The sequence below is a fragment of the Inquilinus sp. YAF38 genome, from assembly GCF_052113205.1.
Taxonomy (GTDB): domain Bacteria; phylum Pseudomonadota; class Alphaproteobacteria; order DSM-16000; family Inquilinaceae; genus Inquilinus.
Genome location: NZ_JBFRCU010000060.1, coordinates 1 through 20,840, shown reverse-complemented (window position 1 = coordinate 20,840; position 20,840 = coordinate 1). Strand labels below are relative to the sequence as shown.

The 20,840-nt window shown below is 67.7% G+C and carries 16 protein-coding genes and 1 tRNA gene; 12 read left to right on the top strand and 5 right to left on the bottom strand.

Features of this window, described 5'->3' with window-relative positions:
* Positions 1 to 234 precede the first annotated feature (234 nt).
* Both AB4Z01_RS23620 and AB4Z01_RS23615 read right to left on the bottom strand, forming a co-directional pair.
* Entirely contained in the window at positions 235 to 648 is a 414-nt protein-coding gene (locus tag AB4Z01_RS23620; RefSeq protein ID WP_441698148.1) for a hypothetical protein, read from the bottom strand.
* 152 nt (positions 649 to 800) lie between these two features.
* Positions 801 to 1,274: a thermonuclease family protein gene (locus tag AB4Z01_RS23615; protein WP_441698147.1), complete on the bottom strand. Its 474-nt coding sequence runs from the start codon at positions 1,272 to 1,274 to the stop codon at positions 801 to 803.
* A gap of 152 nt (positions 1,275 to 1,426) precedes the next feature.
* On the opposite strand from AB4Z01_RS23615, the gene AB4Z01_RS23610 reads away from it, so the two are divergent.
* Positions 1,427 to 2,371, top strand: coding sequence for a toll/interleukin-1 receptor domain-containing protein (locus AB4Z01_RS23610; protein WP_441698145.1), 945 nt, complete (start codon positions 1,427 to 1,429; stop codon positions 2,369 to 2,371).
* Between the two features lie 1,295 nt (positions 2,372 to 3,666).
* Here the strand turns inward: AB4Z01_RS23610 and AB4Z01_RS23605 are convergent.
* Positions 3,667 to 3,740 (bottom strand) — tRNA-Gln (locus tag AB4Z01_RS23605).
* Positions 3,741 to 4,105: 365 nt separating this feature from the next.
* Between AB4Z01_RS23605 and AB4Z01_RS23600 the strand changes: the two genes are divergently transcribed.
* The 8 genes from AB4Z01_RS23600 to AB4Z01_RS23565 all read left to right on the top strand — a co-directional run bounded on the left by AB4Z01_RS23600 (position 4,106) and on the right by AB4Z01_RS23565 (position 14,124).
* Positions 4,106 to 4,921 carry a hypothetical protein gene (locus tag AB4Z01_RS23600; RefSeq protein WP_441698143.1) on the top strand — a complete coding sequence of 272 codons (816 nt, stop codon included), beginning with the start codon at positions 4,106 to 4,108 and terminating at the stop codon, positions 4,919 to 4,921.
* Positions 4,922 to 5,204: 283 nt separating this feature from the next.
* Positions 5,205 to 6,251, top strand: a complete 1,047-nt coding sequence (locus AB4Z01_RS23595; protein ID WP_441698141.1) for a Ppx/GppA phosphatase family protein — start codon at positions 5,205 to 5,207, stop codon at positions 6,249 to 6,251.
* 29 nt (positions 6,252 to 6,280) lie between these two features.
* The gene (locus AB4Z01_RS23590; protein WP_441698139.1) at positions 6,281 to 7,018 is read left to right on the top strand and encodes an RlmE family RNA methyltransferase; all 738 of its coding nucleotides are present in this window, start codon (positions 6,281 to 6,283) and stop codon (positions 7,016 to 7,018) included.
* Positions 7,019 to 7,084: 66 nt separating this feature from the next.
* Positions 7,085 to 8,545, top strand: a complete 1,461-nt coding sequence (guaB, locus tag AB4Z01_RS23585) for an IMP dehydrogenase (RefSeq protein WP_441698137.1) — start codon at positions 7,085 to 7,087, stop codon at positions 8,543 to 8,545.
* A 93-nt stretch (positions 8,546 to 8,638) separates the two neighbouring features.
* Positions 8,639 to 10,660, top strand: a complete 2,022-nt coding sequence (locus AB4Z01_RS23580) for a prolyl oligopeptidase family serine peptidase (RefSeq protein WP_441698135.1) — start codon at positions 8,639 to 8,641, stop codon at positions 10,658 to 10,660.
* A 113-nt stretch (positions 10,661 to 10,773) separates the two neighbouring features.
* Positions 10,774 to 11,373, top strand: coding sequence for an NUDIX domain-containing protein (locus tag AB4Z01_RS23575; protein WP_441698134.1), 600 nt, complete (start codon positions 10,774 to 10,776; stop codon positions 11,371 to 11,373).
* Between the two features lie 2 nt (positions 11,374 to 11,375).
* Positions 11,376 to 12,275, top strand: coding sequence for a LysR family transcriptional regulator (locus AB4Z01_RS23570; protein ID WP_441698132.1), 900 nt, complete (start codon positions 11,376 to 11,378; stop codon positions 12,273 to 12,275).
* Between the two features lie 139 nt (positions 12,276 to 12,414).
* Positions 12,415 to 14,124, top strand: a complete 1,710-nt coding sequence (locus AB4Z01_RS23565; RefSeq protein WP_441698130.1) for an amidohydrolase family protein — start codon at positions 12,415 to 12,417, stop codon at positions 14,122 to 14,124.
* 2 nt (positions 14,125 to 14,126) lie between these two features.
* Here AB4Z01_RS23565 and AB4Z01_RS23560 read toward each other — a convergent pair whose 3' ends face one another.
* Entirely contained in the window at positions 14,127 to 16,457 is a 2,331-nt protein-coding gene (locus AB4Z01_RS23560) for a xanthine dehydrogenase family protein molybdopterin-binding subunit (RefSeq protein WP_441698128.1), read from the bottom strand.
* Between the two features lie 212 nt (positions 16,458 to 16,669).
* Here AB4Z01_RS23560 and secG point away from each other — a divergent pair, with 212 nt between their 5' ends.
* The 3 genes from secG to kdsA all read left to right on the top strand — a co-directional run bounded on the left by secG (position 16,670) and on the right by kdsA (position 19,570).
* Positions 16,670 to 16,996, top strand: coding sequence for a preprotein translocase subunit SecG (gene secG, locus AB4Z01_RS23555; protein ID WP_441698126.1), 327 nt, complete (start codon positions 16,670 to 16,672; stop codon positions 16,994 to 16,996).
* Between the two features lie 91 nt (positions 16,997 to 17,087).
* Positions 17,088 to 18,716 (top strand): CTP synthase, encoded by a 1,629-nt coding sequence (locus AB4Z01_RS23550; RefSeq protein ID WP_441698124.1) that lies wholly within the window; start codon positions 17,088 to 17,090, stop codon positions 18,714 to 18,716.
* 11 nt (positions 18,717 to 18,727) lie between these two features.
* Positions 18,728 to 19,570, top strand: a complete 843-nt coding sequence (gene kdsA, locus AB4Z01_RS23545; RefSeq protein WP_441698122.1) for a 3-deoxy-8-phosphooctulonate synthase — start codon at positions 18,728 to 18,730, stop codon at positions 19,568 to 19,570.
* A 109-nt stretch (positions 19,571 to 19,679) separates the two neighbouring features.
* Here kdsA and AB4Z01_RS23540 read toward each other — a convergent pair.
* Positions 19,680 to 20,840: class I SAM-dependent methyltransferase (locus tag AB4Z01_RS23540; RefSeq protein ID WP_441698120.1), on the bottom strand; the 1,161-nt coding region annotated here is incomplete at its 5' end.

Below are 20,840 nucleotides of genomic sequence, written 5' to 3'. Positions count from 1 at the left end.
TGCCGGGCGCGCGCGTAGGCTGCCCCTTGCTGCGGATGGTGATCCTCATGCCGCCACCGGGAGCAGTCATAGGGCGTGGAGCGCCGCGGTGCACGTCTCCAGCTCCCGCCGAGACCGCTCGACATCCTGCACGGCCTGGGCGACGCGGGCTTCAAGGGCGCGGATTGCCTGGGTTACAGGGTCATACCCCTCAACCGCCGTGGATCGGGCTTCTTCGTCATCCGCGGCGCGAGCTCAGTCTTCAAGCGTCTGTCTAACGCACCCGTCAATGATAACGTCCGTAAACTTATCCCGCGTTGTCATCAGCCGCTGGCCGTACTCCGAACCGAATACAGTATCGAGGCAATCGCCGGCGCGCAGGATGACCACAGGCTCGCAGCCGGCTGTGATAGATGCGGCAACGGTTTCCTGGGCGACCTTTTCAGGCCCTTTCGAGTCGTACTCAAACGCCCGTCTCAGCGCAGCAGAAGCGTCTTTGCCGTCTTGCCGAGCGAGCAGGTATCGCTCAACTCGGGCGCTGACGAGACCTGAAACGAAGCTCTGACAGGTGCCTTCGGCGGGAGCAGCTGTGGCGCCCTGCAGCGGCAAAGTAACGAGGGGAAGCAAGAGAAGGGCAGACCGAAAGGCCATCATCTTGATGACTCCCATGACGCACCTGCCACCTGTTGGGTGAGTAGCTACCTATGGACGCAATTCCGCAAGCACCACCTAAATAGGGTTCAAGACCGATGCCGACCAGAGGTCCTCCTCAAAAAAACCTTGGCTCCTTCGGCATGATGTGCGGAGGTGGTCTGCTCGAGTCACGAAGGCTTGCCCTTGCGCCGCCACTCCCAAGGCATCTCAAACGCCCCCCTCCAGATCCCCCTACGCGCGCCCTTCGCCTCCTCCGTCCGCCTCACGTAGTCCCGGCTGTACTCGGTATCCGCCACGGGGCCCAGGCCCTGGGCAGCCATCCACCCGCTCAGATCTTCGCCCCTGGCCCGGCAGACGGCAACGATCCGGCGCCACTTGTCGCGGTCCCGTTCGGCACACCTCACAGTCGCCTGGCCGATGAAGTCAGAGAGCGCCAGGGCTGCCCGCTGCCCGCATCGATACTGGCCCCCGTTCTCGTCCTGGCAGAGCTGGCGCGACTCCGGAGCATCGACGCCGAAGAACCGGATGCGTTGCCCGTGGATTTCGATGGTGTCGCCGTCGATGACCGAAGCGCGGCCCGTGATGGGTTCCTTAGCTGGGGCCTGAGAGGGGACCGTGAGGAGGGCAGCCGTCGTGGCCATGTAGGTGCGGCATCTAGGCATCGGGAGGCGCTTGCTGCGCCTCCCTAGCTACGCCTCGCGCACCACACAATGCCCAATTTCGGGAAGCTGTGCCTGACTCGAATTCCGGCTGCTTCTATGTCATTCTGAAGACAGAATCCACGAGGGCGATCATGGCAACCAAGGCGTTCATTTCGTATTCTCATGCCGATGAGAAGGCATTGGAGCGTCTTCACAAGCATATGGCGATGTTGCGACGAGAAGGAGATATTAGCACCTGGACAGATAACCAGGTTCTCGCGGGCGACAGCGTTGATACTGAGATCAGTAAGAATCTTGAAGACAGTGGGATATTCATTGCTCTGTTAAGTCCGGACTACCTTGCGTCAAATTATTGCTATGAAAAGGAGTTTGCCCGGGCTCAAGAGCTGTGCTTGGCGGGCTCGATGCGCATTGTTCCCGTCGTGATTGAACCATGCGATTGGTCGTCGTCTCCGTTCCGCGAATATTTGGCTCTGCCGAAGGATGGTAAAGCAATTTCGGAGTGGACGAATCAGAACAACGCATACCTTGATGTGGTTTCAGGTATCAGGCGGCTGATAAAGAATGAACGGCCCGCGTCTACTCCTCAAACCTCGTATCAGATTCCGGGCTTTACCTCGCGAAACCCAAAGATCAAGCGAGACTTTGATTCCATTCAGAAAGGAGATTTTGCTGATAGCGCGTTTGCCGCAATACTCGACTATTTTGCTAAATCATGTGCCGAGCTAAATGGTATAGGAGATGGATCTCTTAAAGCAAAATTTGAGAAAATGAGTGACGCTGCTTTCACATCTACCGTCGTGAATAGGGACAAGCGGAGCGGATCGGAAGCCCATATCACTGTCCGAAATAGCAAGCGCCGAACTCATCATTTTGGTGATATAAATTTTATCTTCACTCGATATGCCGATGATGGATCTTCAAACGGCTCGATCCGCGTTGAGGCCGATGATTACAAAATGTATTTAGTAATGGATGATTTCATGACCAGAGATAGTGAGAAATTTACGCCCGAGCAAATTGCTGAGCAGCTCTGGATCAAATTTGTTGAGAGAGCAGGGGTGGAATATGAGTGAGGCTAGGCAGTTTCGGTGTCGAAATTGCGGCCACAGATTCGTAGCGGAAGCTTTGTCACAGGATGAGAAGCGAGAAGCGAGAGAGAAGGACAGGCCAATCTTTCCGATCGCCTGCCCTGAGTGTAATCGGACCGACGTAAGGCCCGGGTGGGATTGATCTCGTCAGCTTGCCAATTCTAGGCGGACCGAGCGGCCCACTATGAGTTTTGCGTGCGCTGCATGATCCCCTCAATGATCGCCACAAGCGCCCTTCCGCGCGCCGTTAGGAACACCTCCTTCTCTCGCCGGCCCTCGGGGCGATCCCGTGTCAGTAAGAGCCCGTGGCCCGGCACCGGAACCACCCTCCCGCCTTGGTTCTTGAAAACGCTGACCTCACTCAACTCCTGAACATGTCGACACACGGCAGATTTGGAGGAGGGCGACAACCGAACGATGTGGGCGATGGTTCCGCCCCCGTTCTCAGCGGCCCTAAGGAATGTGTGCAGGCATGAAAGGGTAAGGTGGGTGTCGAGCTTCTGTAGCTCCCGGACAAACCGCAGGGCCTTGTTGAGACCGTCGCTCATACTTGCTCCGCTCCTTCGGGTCGGTCGCTGAGTTACCGGCTGGTTTGCAACGAGAAACGGCGCCCCCCGGAAGGACGCCGCTGTGGCATCGCCAATGCTGTTCTCGGTCAGTCAGTGAGCCCTAGCGGTGCCCCTGAGTGGCCCACCAGGCGCCGGCTGCGAAGCCGCCGTTCAGGGCCAGGAGGACGGCCCCAGCGAGAAGGAGGAGGTTGCCCATCGGATGGTCCCCTTCACGCAACGGCCTGAGTCGGCCCGGCCGGGAAGCACCAGATGGCGAGGGCAGGGCAGTCGCGGCAGGCGCCAGAGAAGGTCCGGCTCTCACCAGTGGCCAGGCACGGAGAGGCCGCGCAATTCCGCTGCATGGCCTTCAGGTCGTCGGTGGGGATGGCGGGGGCGGCCTTCGGGCAGCGACCCACGGCGTTGGGGTGGTCAGGAAAGCACGAAAGGGCGAAAGCCGAGCAGCTACGGCAGGCGCGGGCGAAGATGCGCTCGCCTCCGGTGACGATGCAGGGAGAGGCCGGGATGGTGCTGGCGGCGGCGCCAATGGTGTCAGACGGGGGAAGCATTTCTTCAGCCCTCAGAGGCGGCCGAGCGAGTCGGCGGCCCTTGGTTCAACGAAGGGCTCCCGTGGGCTTGGCTGAGCGTGACCCGCCGCCGTGTAACGGCAACGTGTAACGTCAGCTCCCGAAGGAGCCGGCCAACTCGTCGAAAAAGCTGAGAAGCCGGGGAGTTTGGCTGGGGGACTAGGATTCGAACCTAGGCTGGCGGAGTCAGAGTCCGCTGTCCTACCACTAGACGATCCCCCAGAGGCCGGCGGGAGGGTGTCTACCCCAGCGATCCGCCCGTGTAAAGGCCCGCGTGCAGGAACGGCAGCCATGCCGAAAGCGGATGCGACCCTGCCGCCGCCGGTCCGATCCGTTGCCGATCATCACCGGCGCTCGCGGCGGACGGATCGCCCGGCCGGTTCTCGGACTCTCTCCCGGTCTCCATGAAAAAAGCCGTCATGGCGAGCCCCGCAAGGGCGTGCCATCCAGACTGTCGCCATCATGTGCGGCGGCTGAAGGACTGGATGGCCACGCTCCGCTCGTCATGACGGCATGGGGCTGCTCTGCAAATCAAATCGGATGCGGCTTTGCTTGACTTAATGTTCCTATTTTGTTCTAATATGGGAATGGTCGATGGTGCCATCAATTCCGGGACCCCCTTCGCCGCTTCGCCGGCCACGGACGACGTTGCGATGCTGTCCGGGCTGGCGGGGCTCGCCGAGGGGCTGGCCCGCGGCTTCCAGGCCCAGGGCATGGCCGCCCTCGAGGCCGGCGATCTCGACCGCGCCGGGGAGGCGGAGACCCGCTTCAGCAGCCTCTTCCTCGGCATCCGCCGCGCCATCGCCCTCAAGATGAAGCTGCGGGAGCAGCGCGAGAAGGCGCAACGCGAGGCCGAAAGCCACAAGGACCGGCGGCGGAGCGAGAAGGACGACCGGCGCCGCGCCGTCGCCGAGCGCCTCTCCCGCGCCATCGCCGCCGAGAAGCCCGAGGCCAAGGAAAGGCTCACCGCCGAGCTCTGGGAACGGCTCACCGAGGACGAGCGTATCGACGCCGACCTCGCCGACACCGCCCTGCCGATCGAGATCCTGATCCAGCGGCTCCGCCGCGACATCGGCCTGTCCCGCCGCGCCCTCGACCCCGACGGAACCGCCGGTGCCGATGGCGCCGGCCCGAAGTCACCGGGCGGGACCGTCGGCAGGGCCGCAGCCGCCCCGCCGCCGCAGGACCCGTCCTTTCCCGACGCGCACCTCATATGGGCCAGCGACTTCGGCGGACCCGAAGGCGAATACTGGCGGCACGACCTCACCACCGGCGAGGTCTTCGACCGGTCCGGCAATGTCGTCCGCACCCTACCGGTATCCGCCCAGCCCCGGCGATGCGGCCCGACCGGCACCGCGCCGCCCGCGCCCGATCCCCGGCCGCCGCCCGACCGGCAGACATAGGCCGATCGGGCCGAAAACCGCCGCCCGCGCGAGGCCGAGCTCCGCCCTATGGGCCGAGACCGTACCCGTCCTGTGGATCGCCGCCCGTATCCGCCTGTGATGCGAATTGCAGCACGGACACGGGGTTTCGGCGCTGGCCGCGGACCATCAGGGGGCGCAGGGCCGCTTCGCCACGTCATCCGATCGCCCTGGATGCGACTCCGGGGGCATTTCCACTTTGGCCGTGGCTGCGCTACAGTTCAGTGAAGGGACGGAGGCGCCGTTCGAAACGGGACGGACGGCCATGGAAGGAATGTCAGTGGTGGAGTCGATTGCGATCGCCGAGGCCACCGCGGCCGGCGATCAGCGTCGGGCGCCGAGGCTCGAACCTCTTTACGCCGCGGTAGATCTCGGCACCAACAACTGCCGGCTGCTGATCGCGCGCGCCGCGACCGGCGGCTTCCAGGTGGTCGACGCCTTCAGCCGCATCGTCCGGCTGGGCGAGGGCGTCGGCGCCACCGGGCGGCTGCAGCCCGAGGCGATCCAGCGCACGCTGTCGGCGTTGCGCATCTGCGCCGCCAAGATGCGGCGGCAGAACGTGATCCTGTCGCGTGCGGTGGCCACCGAGGCCTGCCGCCAAGCCGGCAACTTCCCGGCCTTCCGCGACCGGGTGCGGCGCGAGACCGGCCTGCAGCTGGAGATGATCCCGGCGACGGAGGAGGCGCGACTGGCCGCGGCCGGCTGCGCCCCGCTGCTGGACCGGACGATCCCGCATGCGATCATCTTCGACATCGGCGGCGGGTCGACCGAGCTGACCTGGCTGGAGATCGATGCCGACGGCCAGGCGGTGACGCTCGATGCGCTCAGCATGCCGCTCGGCGTCGTCTCCCTGGCCGAGCTGCATGGCGGCCACGAGGTCTCGGTCGAGACCTATGCGGCGATGACCGCGACGACCGCCGCCGCCCTGGCCGATTTCGAGGCGCGCAACAACCTGCGCGGGCTGATCGCCCAGGGCCGGGTGCAGATGATCGGCTCCTCCGGCACCGTGACCACGCTGGCCGGGGTGCATCTCGGCCTGCCGCGCTACATCCGCTCCGAGGTCGATGGCAGCACCCTGAGCTTCGAGGAGGCGCGGCGCGCCAGCCGCATGCTGCTCGGCCTCGACTATGCCGGGCGGTCGTCCTATCCCTGCATCGGCCGCGACCGCGCCGACTTGGTGCTGGCCGGCTGCGCCATCCTTGAGGCGATCTGCGACACCTGGCCGGTCGGCAAGCTGCGGGTCGGCGACCGCGGCGTGCGCGAGGGCATCCTGTTCGACCTGCTGGCCGAGGCGCAGGCGCTTCACGCCTGATACCATCCGCCAGACACGATCCGAGTGACATGAAGACACCGAAGAAGCCGAGCGCCGCAAGGGCAGGGGGGCCGAGCGGCCGCGGCAGCCGCGGCCTGGCCGTGCGCGTGAAGACCGCCAAGCAGCGCACCCTGTCCTCGACCCGCTGGCTCGAGCGCCAGCTCAACGATCCCTATGTCGCCGAGGCGAAGCGCCTGGGCTACCGCTCGCGCGCCGCCTTCAAGCTGGTGCAGCTCGACGACAAGCTGAAACTGCTGCGCCGCGGCATGCGCGTGGTCGATCTCGGCTGCGCCCCCGGCGGCTGGATCCAGGTGGCGCTGGAGCGGGTCGGGCCGCAGGGCAAGGTGGTCGGGATCGACTATCTCGGCATGGACCCGGTGCCCGGCGCGACCATCCTGGAGATGGACTTCCTCGACCCCGCGGCACCGGACCGGCTGAAGCAGGCGCTGGCCGGCCCGGCCGACCTCGTGCTCAGCGACATGGCGGCGCCGACCGTCGGCCACCAGATGACCGACCATCTGCGAATCATGGCGCTGGCCGAGACCGCGATCGAGTTCGCGGTCGATGTGCTGGTGCCGGGCGGCGCCTTCGTCGCCAAGCTGTTCCAGGGCGGGGCCGAGAAGGAGCTGCTCGACGTGCTGAAGCGCAACTTCGCCAAGGTCCGCCACGTCAAGCCTGCCGCCAGCCGGCAGGACAGCGCCGAGGTCTACATCGTCGCGACCGATTTCCGCAGCTCCGGTCCGCGGGACGCAACGCAGGCCCCCTAGATCTGCGCTTCACAACGGACCGAGGGGGGTTATATTGCGGCGCTTCCAAGCTCTGGGAGCCTCCACATGCAGTTCCGCGACGCCCTGACCTTCGATGACGTCCTGCTGGTCCCGCAGGCCTCGTCGATCCTGCCCGCCGATGCGGACACGCGGACCCACTTGACCAAGCGCATCGAGCTCGGCATCCCGCTGCTCTCCGCCGCCATGGACACGGTGACCGAGGCGCCGCTGGCGATCGCCATGGCCCAGGCCGGCGGCATCGGCGTGATCCACCGCAACCTCGACATCGAGCGCCAGGCCGAGGAAGTGCGCAAGGTGAAGCGCTTCGAGAGCGGCATGGTGGTGAACCCGATCACCATCGGCTCCGACGCCAGCATGGCCGAGGCGCTGGCGCTGATGGACCGGCACGGCATCTCCGGCTTCCCGGTGGTGGAGCAGAACGGCAAGCTGGTCGGCATCCTGACCAACCGCGACGTCCGCTTCGCCACCAACCCGACCCAGCCGGTGCGCGAGCTGATGACCAAGGACCGGCTGGTCACGGTGCGCGAGGGGGTCGGCAAGGACGAGGCCAAGCGCCTGCTGCACCAGAACCGGCTCGAGAAGCTGCTGGTCGTCGACCAGGACTACCGCTGCATCGGCCTGGTCACGGTCAAGGACATCCTCAAGGCCCAGCTGCACCCGAATGCCTGCAAGGACGAGCAGGGGCGGCTTCGTGTCGCCGCCGCCACCGGCACCGGCGACAAGGGCATCTCGCGCGCCGAGGCGCTGTTCGACGCCGGCGTCGACGTGCTGGTGCTGGACACCGCGCACGGCCATTCCGAGGGCGTTCTGAAGAGCGTCGAGCGGGCGCGCCGCCTGTCGAACTCGACCCAGATCGTCGCCGGCAACGTCGCCACCGGCGACGCCGCCAGGGCCCTGATCGACGCCGGGGCGGACGCGGTCAAGGTCGGCATCGGCCCGGGGTCGATCTGCACCACTCGCATGGTCGCCGGCGTCGGCGTGCCGCAGCTGACCGCGGTCATGGACTGCGTCGAGGTCTGCCGCAAGGCCGGCATCCCGGTGATCTCCGACGGCGGCATCAAATATTCGGGCGACCTGGCCAAGGCGATCGCTGCCGGCGCCGACGTGGTGATGCTCGGCTCGCTGTTCGCCGGCACCGATGAGGCGCCGGGCGAGGTGATCCTGTACCAGGGCCGGTCCTACAAGAGCTATCGGGGCATGGGCTCGCTTGGCGCCATGGCGCGCGGCTCGGCCGACCGCTACTTCCAGCAGGAGGTGTCGGACACGCTGAAGCTGGTGCCGGAGGGCGTCGAGGGCCGGGTGCCGTACAAGGGGCCGGTCGCCAATGTCGTCCACCAGCTGGTCGGCGGTCTGAAGGCGGCGATGGGCTACACCGGCAGCCGCACCATCGCCGACCTGCACCAGCGGGCGGAGTTCGTGCGCATCACCAATGCCGGCCTGCGCGAGAGCCATGTCCACGACATCACCGTGACCCACGAGGCCCCGAACTACCGTCCGGGGCTGTAAGGGGCGTTTGTCGCAGCCTCGCCCGTAACGCTGGCCCGATCCGGCGGCCGTCCCTATTCTGGCCGGCCAACGGATTGAACCGGCACGGGCACCATGGACGCTGATCCCTTTCTGTGGCTCGAGGACATCGACGGCACGACGGCCCTCGACTGGGTCCGGGCGCGCAATGCCGAGAGCACCGGCCGCTTCGCCGAGACCGCGGAGTTCGAGCGGATGCGCCGGCAGATGCTGGAGATCCTCGATTCCGAGGCCAAGCTGCCGCATGTCGTCCGCCGCGGCGACCGCTACTACAATTTCTGGCGTGACGCCGCCCATCCGCGTGGCCTGTGGCGGCGCACGACGCTGGCCTCGTTCCGCACCGCCGAGCCGGTGTGGGAGGTGCTGCTCGACCTCGACGCCCTAGCCGAGGCGGAGGGCGAGAACTGGGTCTGGCATGGCTCCGACGTGCTGGAGCCGGACTACCGGCGCTGCCTGGTCGCCCTGTCGCGCGGCGGCGCCGACGCCCATGTCGTCCGCGAATTCGATCTGGAAAGCCGCAGCTTCGTCGCTGACGGCTTCTTCCTGCCCGAGGCCAAGAGCCGCTTCGGCTGGAAGGATTCCGATTCGATCTATGTCGGCACCGATTTCGGGCCGGGGTCGCTGACCCGTTCCGGCTATCCGCGGATCTCGAAGCTGTGGCGGCGCGGCGAGCCCCTGGAGGCGGCGGCGACCGTCTATGAGGGGCAGGAGGACGACCTCGCGGTGGACGCCTTCCACGACCGCTTCCCCGGCTTCGAGCGCGATTTCGTCGCCCGGCGCATCGACTTCTACACCAGCGAGCTGTTCCTGCTGGGCGACGACGGCGCCCTCACCCTGGTCGACCTGCCGCGCGACGCCGAGGCCGGCACCCACGGGCCCTGGCTGCTGGTGTCGCCGCGGACGGACTGGACCGTCGGCGGCAACACCTATTCTGGCGGCGCGCTGCTGGCCGCCCGGTTCGACGACTGGCTGGCTGGCAAGCGCGAGCTCGCCGTGCTGTTCGAGCCGAGTGAGACCACGGCGCTGTCGAGCTATTCCGGCACCCGCAACCACCTGGTGCTGCAGATCCTCGACGATGTGAAGAGCCGGGTCGATGTGCTGACGCCGGGCGAGGGCGGCTGGCAGCGCGGGACCCTGGAGGGCCTGCCCGAGGCCGCGACCATCGCCTATGTCGCCACCACCCCGCACCAGGACGACGAGATCCTGGTGCTGGCCTCCGGCTTCCTCGAGCCGGACACGCTGCATCGCGGCACCGCCGGCGAGTCCGGCTTCGAATCGCTCAAGCAGGCGCCTTCCTTCTTCGACGCCACGCCCTATGCGGTGGAGCAGCATTTCGTCGCCTCGGCCGACGGCACGCGGGTGCCGTACTTCGTGGTGGCGCGAAAGGACCTGCCGCGCGACGGCACGGCCCCGGTGCTGCTGACCGGCTATGGCGGCTTCGAGGTGCCGCTGCTGCCGCACTACATCCCGGGCGAGGGGCGGCTGTGGCTCGACCGTGGCGGCGTCTATGCCGTCGCCAACATCCGCGGCGGCGGCGAATACGGCCCGCGCTGGCACCAGGCGGCTTTGCGCGAGAACCGGCCGCGCGCCTATGAGGATTTCGCCGCCGTGGCGCGCGACCTGGTGGCCCGCGGCATCACTTCGGTCCCGCATCTCGGCATCGAGGGCGGCAGCAATGGCGGCCTCCTGGTCGGCAACATGCTGACGACCTATCCCGAGCTGTTCGGCGCCATCGTCTGCGCCGTGCCGCTGCTCGACATGAAGCGCTACACCAAGCTGCTGGCCGGCGCCTCCTGGGCCGCGGAATACGGCGACCCGGACAAGCCGGAGGACTGGGCGTTCCTGCAGACCTTCTCGCCCTACCAGAACCTGCGGCAGGACGCGGCCTATCCGCCGGTGCTGTTCCTGACCTCGACCCGCGACGACCGGGTGCACCCCGGCCATGCCCGCAAGATGGCGGCCCTGATGACCGCGATGGGCAAGGACGTCCTCTACTACGAGAACATCGAGGGCGGCCACGGCGCCGCCGCCAACAACGCCCAGACCGCCTTCAACCAGGCGCTGATCCACGCCTTCCTGTGGGAGAGGCTGACCTAGGGCGGGGCGCAGCCCTCCAATTCTGAATGCCGGTCGTTCAGCGCTGGGGTGCTGCCTGCCGCTGTGGCCGCCGTCAGGATGCCTCCCTCATCTACAAGATTGATGGAGGCATCTTGGCGTCCCTTTCTCCCGACATGCAGGACCGGATCCGGATCCAGTCGGTCGAGACCCTGTCCGACGACTGGTACGTGCTGAAGAAGACCACCTTCGACTACCGGCGCCAGGACGGCAGCTGGCAGACCCTCAGCCGCGAGACCTATGACCGCGGCAATGGCGCGGCGATCCTGCTGTACGACCCGGCGCGCGGCCGGGTGCTGCTGACCCGGCAGTTCCGCTTCCCGGCCTATGTCAACGGCCACCCGGAGCCGCTGATCGAGGCCTGCGCCGGCCTGCTTGACGACCGCGACCCGGAGACCGCCATCCGCCAGGAGGCGGAGGAGGAGACCGGCTATCGGGTGGCGGCGCCGCGCCGGGTGTTCGAAGCCTTCATGAGCCCGGGGTCGGTGACCGAGCGGCTGGTCTTCTTCGTCGCCGAATACAGTCCGGCGGACCGCACCACGGATGGCGGTGGCGTCGCCGCGGAGGGCGAGGACATCGAGATCCTGGAGCCGACCCTGGCCGAGGCGCTGGCCATGGTCGGGCGCGGCGAGATCATGGACGGCAAGACCATTCTCCTGCTGCAATACGCCCAGTTGCACCGACTTCTGGACTGAGCGTGGGCGAGCCGAACTGGGACGACATCCGCATCTTCCTCGCCGTCGCCCGGGCCGGCAGCCTGACCGAGGCCGCGCGGCGCCTGCGGCTGAGCCAGCCGACCATCGGTCGGCACCTGCGGTCGCTGGAGGAGCTGGCCGGCGCCCGGCTGTTCGACCGGCTGCCGAACCGGTTGGAGCTGACCGCCCAGGGCCGGGCGCTGCTGCAGGCCGCCGGCGGCATGGAGGAGGGGGCGGGCGCCGTGCTCCGCCAGCTGCATCAGGCGGCCGCGGCTGAGACCGAGCCGGTGCAGGTGACCGCCACCAGCTCGGTCTCGCTGTTCCTGGCCGGCCATCTGCAGGCGCTGCTGGCCGAGAGCGGCCAGGCGATCGCGATCGGCACTTCGCGCGCCAGGGCCAATCTCGCCCGGCGCGAGGCCGACATCGCGCTGCGCATGCGCCGGGTGCCGGAGGAGGGTGATCTGGCGGCCCGCCGGATCGGCCACATCGGCTTCGCCCTCTATGCCGCGCGGACCTACATGGAGCAGCGCGGGCACGACAGCCTCGCCGGCCTGGACTTCATCGGCCTGCTGGAGCCGGAGCGGACGCCGTCGCAATCCGCCTGGTTCGACGCCGTGGCCGCCCGGGGCACGACGCGCTGCCGGCTGGGCGAGGTCTATCTGCGCCACCGGGCGGCGGCCGACGGGCTCGGCGTGGCGCTGCTGCCCTGCTTCCTGGGCGATGCCGACGACCGGCTGCGGCGCCTCGGCGACCCGGTGCCGGAACTGGCCGAGGACGTCTATCTGATGCTGCATGGCGACCTGCGCCGCGACGCTGCCGTCCGCGCCGTGGCCGAGGCTCTGGCCGCGCTGTTCCGGCGTCAGCGGCGCGGTCTCGCCGGGGAGGACACCGCTATGTCCTAGCCCGCTCCGTTCCGTCCAGATCCGCGATCGATTTGTAACGTTCGTGCCGCGAATTGCCTCCGAATAGCCAAAGATTTCGCTTCTATTGGTTTCATAGCTCGACCCGTTCCCGCATTTCGATCAAGAATTTGGAGGACCCATGGCCATCGTCTCTCCGCCCGGATTGCATCGGCGGGACGCGCTTCTCGGGCTCGGCGGTGCCGCGTTGCTGGCCTCGCTCGGATGCCGCCGGCTGGATCCGGTGAAACCGCTGCCGGTGATTCCGGACACGGCCTATGCCATCGACGTCCACTGCCATGTCTTCAATGCCCGGGACCTGCCGATCGCCAGCTTCGTGCTCGACGTGGTGTTGGAAGGACAGCCGGTCGGCGGGTTGCCGCTGGTCCCGCTGGTGACCCTGGTGTCGCTGATCATGAACCGCAGCGCCTGGTCGCCGCAGCGGGAGCTTCGGGAGCTCGAGAGCGGCCGGACGCCCGCCGACGGCGATTCGATCCGGGCGGATATCGAGCGCGCGGCGGCGGATCTCGTGGCCAACACGAGTGAGGCTGCGGCCTTTCGCCAGAAGGCGGTGGAACTGCTGCCCGGGGACGGCGAGAGGCTGGCGACCAGAGCCGCCCCCGGCGGTGGCGATTTAGAGCTGCTGGAGCGGCTGGCGAACCGCGACCCGAGCCGTGCGGCGAGATCGCTGGCGTTGTCGTCGCGGGGCCGGACGGCCGCGCTGCCGACGGATGCGGCGCGAGGCGTCACCGCCGTCGAGGACGGGGTCACCGGCGTGTTCCGCCTCGCCCAGCTGGTGACCCGCCCGCGGACCGAGCTGGTGCAGCGGCTGATCACCCTGCCGGCGCGGAACGGCGGCGACGTGGCCCTGCTGGTCCCGGCCCTGATCGACTACGGCAAGTGGCTGAACGAGGAGAGCAGCCCGCTGCGCGACCAGATCGACGTGATGTCCGCGATCGCGCGCCGGCCGGGGCCCTATGCGGTTCATCCCTATGTGCCGTTCTGCCCCTGGCGGCAGATGGTCGAGCCCGGCCTCCTGGCGATGGTCAAGGATGCCGTCGAGCAGCGCGGCTTCATCGGCGTGAAGCTGTACCCGGTCATGGGCTTCCTGCCTTACGGCAACGCCGAAGCCGATCCCGCAACCTATCCTGCCAGGCTCCGGCAGACCCGGCCGGACTGGGCAACTCGTCTCGATCAGGGCCTGGCCGCGCTCTACGACTGGTGCGTCGCCGAGGATGTGCCGGTGATGGCGCATTGCTCGTACAGCCAGTTCCCGAACCCGGCGGCAGGCCAGCGCGGTTCGCCGGACGCCTGGCGGCCGGTGCTCGAGAGATGGCCGAGTTTGCGCCTGAATCTTGGACATTTCGGCGGCTTCTGGGATCTTGCCGAGGTCGGGTCCAACGGCTGGACCGCGGCGATCGTCGCGATGATGGCGACCTATCCCAACCTCTATGCCGATCTGAGCGACTACGACGCGGTGGCGGAGCGGACCGCCGCTCAGAAGGCGACGAACGGGACGGTGCTGGGAGCGCTGAACGGCATCCTGGACAGCCAGGGCGGCCCGGCCCGATCCCGCCTGATGTATGGGACCGATTGGGTGATGCTGTCGAAGGCCCCCGGAAACGAGGCCTATTACGAGGGGATGCGGACCATCCTGACCAGCCGGCTCGCCATGAGCGCCACCCAGGCGGCCGGCTTCATGGGGATGAACGCCGCCCGGTTCCTCGGCATCGCGATCGAGACTGGCGGCAAGCCCAGGAGCCGCCAGCGCCTCGAGGCGTTCCACGCCCGGCACGGCGGTGTCCCGGCGAGCTTCTGGACTCGCTGGGACGGCGCCGCTGCCTTTGCCTGACGCTACTCCGCCGCCTGGCGCTGCTGCCGGCTGTTGATGATCTGCCACAGCTTCTGCGGCGTCGCCGGCATATCGATATGCTCGACCCCGAGCGGCGACAGCGCGTCGACGATGGCGTTGATGATCGACGGCGGCGCGCCGATCGCCCCGGCCTCGCCGGCGCCCTTCACTCCGAGCGGGTTCGTGGTGCAGGGGATCTCGTTGTACTTGAAGGTGACGAAGGGCAGGTCGACCGCCCGCGGCATGGCGTAGTCCATGAACGAGCCGGACAGCAACTGGCCGCTGTCGGGGTCGAACACCGCGTGCTCCAGCAGCGCCTGGCCGAGCCCCTGGGCGATGCCGCCATGGACCTGGCCGGTCACCATCAGCGGGTTCAGCACCCGGCCGAAATCGTCGACCACGGTGTAGCGCAGGATCTCCAGCGCGCCGGTGTCGCCGTCGATCTCCAGCTCGACGATATGGGCGCCGTTCGGGAAGGTCGCCGAGGGCGGGGCGAAGCTGCCGCGCTCCTCGAACACGATCTCGGTGTCGGCGGCCGACTCGGTCTGGGCGGCGATCTCGGCCAGGGTCAACGCCCGGTCGGTGCCGACCACGGTGAAGCGGCCGTCGACAAGGGCGATATCGACCGCCGCCGTCTCCAGCAGGTCCGCCGCCCGCAGCTTGGCCTTGTCCTGGACCTTCAGCGACCCGTCGCGGATCGCGGCGCCGCCGACCGGGATGGAGCGCGAGCCGCCGGTACCGTTGCCGGTGCGGACCAGGTCGGTGTCGCCCTGGACGATGGTGATGTTGTCGGGCTCGACGCCGAGATGCTCGGCGATGATCTGCTTGTAGGCGGTCTCGTGGCCCTGGCCGTTGGTCTGGGTGCCGACATAGACCGTGACCTTGCCGTCGCGGGCGACCCGGACATCGGCGGCCTCGTCCTCGCCGCCGGCGCAGGCCTCGACATAGGTGGCGATGCCGAGCCCGCGGTACCTGCCCTTGCCGGCCGAGTCGCGCCGGCGTGCCTCGAAGCCGGCGACATCGGCGATCTGCGCCGCCTCCTCGAGGTTGCGGGTGAACTCGCCGCTGTCATAGGTCACGCCGGTGACCGTGGCGTAGGGCATGGCCGAGGGCGGGATGAAGTTGCGCCGCCGCAGCTCGACCGGGTCGATGCCGAGCACCCGCGCCGCGTGGTCGACGATGCGCTCGACATTATAGGCCGCCTCCGGCCGCCCGGCGCCACGATAGGCGTCGACCGGCTGGGTGTTGGTGAACACGCCGCGCACCCGCTCATAGACGCCCTGCAGCGTGTACAGGCCGTTCAGCATCTGGGCGCCGCCGGCCATGGTCGGGATGAACGGCGCGAAGTTCGACAGGTACGCGCCCATATTGGCGATCAGGTCGACGCGCAGCGCCAGGAAGCGGGCGTCCTTGTCGACCGCCAGCTCGACCGTGGTGACGTTGTCGCGGCCGTGGTCGTCGCTGATGAAGGCCTCGGTCCGCTCCGACGTCCACTTCACCGGCCGGCCGAACTTGCGCGCGGCATACAGCGTCGCCGGGTATTCCGGATACATGAACAGCTTCATGCCGAAGCCGCCGCCGACATCGGTGCTGCGGACCAGGAACCGGTCCGGCGGCAGCTTGAAGATGTCGTTCGCCAGCATGTCGCGCAGCATGTGCACGCCCTGGCAGGAGACGTAGAGCACGAAGCGGCCGTCGGTCGCGTCCCAGTCGGCGTGGCAGCAGCGCGGCTCCATCGGCGAGGCGACGACCCGGTTGTTGACGAGGTCGACCTTCACGATCCGGTCGGCCTGGGCGAACAGCGACTCGACCTTGTCCTTCTCGCCGAACTCCCAGTCGAAGCAAAGGTTGGTGGGGGCGGCATCCCAGATCGCCGGGCCCTCGAGCGTGCCGACGGGGTCGGTCGCCGACGGCAGCGAATCATAGTCGACCTCGATCGCTTCGGCCGCGTCCTTGGCCTGTTCGATGGTCTCGGCCACCACCAGCGCCACCGCCTCGCCGACATGGCGGACCCGGCCGCGCGCCAGGATCGGCCGCGGCGGCAGCACCTGGTCGGAGCCGTCGCGGTTCTTCACCGGGGCGTAGCATTTCAGGTCGGCGATCCCGTCCGCATCGAGATCGGCGATGGTGACGATGCCGATCACGCCCGGCATCGCCGCGGCCGCCGTCGTGTCGATGCCGCGGATCTCGGCATGGGCGAAGGGCGACCGCAGGAACCAGGCCTGCGCCTGGCCCGGGGCGGAGACATCGTCGGTGTAGCGACCGGCGCCTTTGAGCAGGCGGGGGTCTTCGCTGCGGCGCATGGGCTGGCCGATGCCGAACTTCGTCGCCACGATGGTGCTCCTCCCGGGGTCTGAATCAGGTTAGGATCGGCCGTGGCGCCGCGGGCGTCAATGCCATGTCAGACATTAGCAGCGCCGGAATGCAGCGCAGGTCATGCGCGGGCGCAGCGAGGGGCTGGTATTGGGGGCTGGTCTTCGCTACATAAGCGCCATCGCCGGCTGCTGGGCGCAGCCGGCCGTTTTCGTTTGTCGACAGGTGTCCAGTGCAGCAGGTCTTGCTCGTCATCCACGTCCTGATCGCCGTCTCCCTGATCGGGGTGATCCTGATCCAGCGCAGCGAGGGCGGTGGCCTGGGCATCGGCGGCGGTGGCGGCGGCGGGCTGGTTTCGATCCGCGGCCAGGCCAACCTGCTGACCCGGGTCACCGCCGGCCTGGCGGGCGCGTTCATGATCACGAGCATCGTCCTGGCGATCATGGCCGGCGCCCACCGTGCCGGCTCGGCGATCGTCAACGAGGTGCCGGCAGCGCCGACGCAGGGCGCGCCGGCCAGCACCGCGCCGGCGGGGCCGTCGGTTCCGACGACCGAATAAGCCGTCGGCATATCTGTCATGTCGGGGCGGCCCCGGTCTGGGGCCGCCCCGTTGTTTTTGGCTGGACGAATCTGAGGTAGGGTCGAATTCCATGACGCGGTACATCTTCATTACCGGCGGCGTGGTCTCCTCGCTTGGCAAGGGACTGGGCGCAGCAGCACTCGGGGCACTTCTTCAGGCGCGGGGCTTCAAGGTCCGGCTCCGGAAGCTGGACCCATATCTCAACGTCGATCCGGGCACGATGAGCCCGACCCAGCACGGCGAGGTCTTCGTCACCGATGACGGGGCCGAGACCGACCTGGATCTGGGCCATTACGAGCGCTTCACCGGCGTCTCCGCCCGCAAGAGCGACAACGTCACCACCGGCAAGATCTATTCGGGCGTGATCGCGCGCGAGCGCCGCGGCGACTATCTCGGCGCCACGGTGCAGGTGATCCCGCACATCACCGACGCGATCAAGGAGTTCATCCGCTCCGACATCACCGACGAAGACTTCATCATCTGCGAGGTCGGCGGCACGGTCGGCGATATCGAGAGCCTGCCGTTCCTCGAGGCGATCCGCCAGTTCGGCAACGAGGTCGAGCCGGAGAACGCGCTGTTCCTGCATGTCACGCTGCTGCCCTACATCCCGGCGGCGGGCGAGCTGAAGACCAAGCCGACCCAGCATTCGGTGAAGGAGCTGCTGTCGGTCGGGATCCAGCCGGCGATGCTGCTGTGCCGCGCCGACCGGCCGATCCCCGCCAATGAGCGGCGCAAGATCGCGCTGTTCTGCAACATCCGGCCGGAGCGGGTGATCGCCGCCCTCGACGTCGACACCATCTACAACGTGCCGATCTCGTATCACGAGGAAGGCTTCGACGATCAGGTCCTGGCCTATTTCGGCCTCGCTCAGCCGAAGGCGCCGGATTTGTCGCGCTGGACCGGCATCGTCCGGCGCGTGCGCGCGCCGGAGGGCGAGGTCACCATCGGCGTGGTCGGCAAGTACACCTCGCTGATCGACAGCTACAAGAGCCTGGCCGAGGCCCTGACCCATGGCGGCATCGCCAACAACGTCAAGGTCAAGCTCGACTGGATGGATTCGCAGATCTTCGAATCGGAGGATGCGGTTAGCCATCTCGAGCATGTCCACGGCATCCTGGTGCCGGGCGGCTTCGGCGAGCGCGGGGCCGAGGGCAAGATCCGCGCTGCCCAGTTCGCGCGTGAGCGCAAGGTACCGTATTTCGGCATCTGCTTCGGCATGCAGATGGCTGTGATCGAGGCGGCGCGCCACATGGCCGGGTTGCCGGCGGCGAACTCGACCGAGTTCGGTCCGACCAACGAGCCCGTGGTCGGCCTGATGACGGAGTGGACCCGCGGCAACGCGCTGGAGACCCGCCGCAACGACGGCGACCTCGGCGGCACCATGCGCCTCGGCGCCTATCCCGCCGCGCTGGTGCCGGGCAGCCGGGTGCAGGAGATCTACGGCGCGACCGAGATCAGCGAGCGCCACCGCCACCGCTATGAAGTCAACATCAACTACCGCGAGCGGCTGGAGCAGGCCGGGTTGTTCTTCTCCGGCCTGTCGCCCGACGGCGTGCTGCCGGAGATCGTGGAGCTGCCGGACCACCCCTGGTTCATCGGCGTCCAGTATCATCCGGAGCTGAAGTCGAAGCCGTTCGATCCGCATCCGCTGTTCACCGACTTCATCCGCGCCGCGATCGAGCAGAGCCGGCTCGTCTGAGGACCAGGACCATGACCGCTGCCCGTGCCGTCACCGTCGGCCCCGTCACCTTCGCCAATGACCGCCCGCTGACCATCATCGCCGGCCCATGCCAGCTGGAAAGCCGCGAGCACGCGCTGGAGATGAGCCAGGCGCTGGTCGAGATCACCGGCAGGCTCGGCCTCAGGCTGGTCTACAAAAGCTCCTTCGACAAGGCGAACCGCACCTCCGGCTCGGCCGCCCGCGGCCTGGGCATGGAGAAGAGCCTGCCGATCATGGCCGAGATCCGTGAGAAATTCGGCTGCCCGGTGCTGACCGACATCCACGACGCGGCGCAATGCGCGCCGGTGGCCGAGGTGGTCGACATCCTGCAGATCCCGGCCTTCCTGTGCCGCCAGACCGACCTGCTGCTGGCCGCCGGCGCCACCGGCCGGGCAATCAACGTCAAGAAGGGCCAGTTCCTGGCGCCTTGGGACATGAAGAATGTCGCGGCCAAGATCGCCTCGACCGGCAATGACAAGGTGCTGCTGACCGAGCGTGGCGTCAGCTTCGGCTACAACACCCTGGTCAGCGACATGCGCGCGCTGCCGATCCTGGCCCAGACCGGCTATCCGGTGGTGTTCGACGCCACTCATTCGGTGCAGCAGCCGGGCGGGCAGGGCGCCAGCTCGGGCGGCCAGCGCGAATTCGTGCCGGTGCTGGCCCGGGCGGCGGTCTCGATCGGTGTCGCCGCCGTGTTCATCGAGACCCACCAGGACCCGGACCACGCCCCGAGCGACGGCCCGAACATGGTGCCGCTGAACAAGCTCGAGGCGCTGCTGACCACCCTGGTCGCGCTCGACCGTATCGCCAAAGCCAACCCGGTCCGGATCTGAGCCGTCGCCCAAACAATCGTCATTCCCGCGAAAGCGGGAATCCCTTTGGGACGATCGGAAAGAGATCCCCGCTTCCGCGGGGATGGCGCCATAGAGGTGAGAGGACGGGCTACTCCGCCGCCGTGGCCATGGTGGCGTAGCGGCGCTCGGTATCGGTGATGTAGTCGCGGGTGAGGGGGGCGGCGTCGCGCTTTCGGGCCAACTGCATCTGGAACACCATGCAGGTGCCCATCCGGAACTCGTTCTCGCAGCCCAGCAGGTAGAACTCCCACATCCGGCAGAAGCGCTCGTCATACAGCTTGGCGATGCGCTCCCGCTGCTGCTGGAACCGCTCGTTCCAGGCCGCCAGCGTGTCGGCGTAGTGCACCCGCAGGATCTCGATATCGGTGACCCACAGGCCCTGGCGCTCGACCGCGGCCAGCACCTCCGACAGCGCCGGCACGTAGCCGCCCGGGAAGATGTATTTGCGCAGCCAGGGTCCGGTGTTGCCCGGCGGGGTCATCCGCCCGATCGAATGCAGCAGCATGACGCCGTCATCGGCCAGGAGCTCGCGGACCTTGGCGAAGTACTCGTCATAATGGGCGACGCCGACATGCTCGAACATGCCGACCGAGACGATCCGGTCAAAGCGCTGGTCGAGCTGGCGGTAATCTCGCAGCTCGAACTTCACCCGGTTGCCCAGGCCGCGCTTGGCGGCGCGCTCCTCGGCCAGCTTCTGCTGCTCGACCGACAGGGTCACGCCCGTCACCTCGACCGGCGCCAGCTCGGCCAGCGTCATCGCCATGCCGCCCCAGCCGGAGCCGATGTCGAGCACGTTCTTGGCGTCGTCGAGCAGCAGCTTGGCGGCGATGTGCCGCTTCTTGGCGATCTGGGCGCCCTCGATCGTGCTCACCCCGTCGCCGAAATAGGCGCAGGAGTACTGCATGTCCTCGTCGAGGAAGAGCTCGAACAGCTCGCGCGACAGGTCGTAATGGTGGTGGACGTGCTCCTGCGCCTTGCCGACCGGGTTGTGCTGCTGCAGCCGGCGCAGCCTGCGGCCGACCGAATTCAGCAGCGCCTGCAGCGGATAGCCGTCCAGCGCCTGGAAGTTGTGGCCGTACAGGGAGAACAGGTCGCGCAGCGTGGTCCCGTCCTCGAGCGTCAGCGTGCCATCCATATAGGCTTCGCCGACCGACAGCGCCGGGGCCGTGAACAGCTTGCGCGGCAGGCCGGGGTCGTGCAGGCGGACCGAGACGAAGGGGCCGGGCTGCTTGCCCGAGAAGTCGTAGAC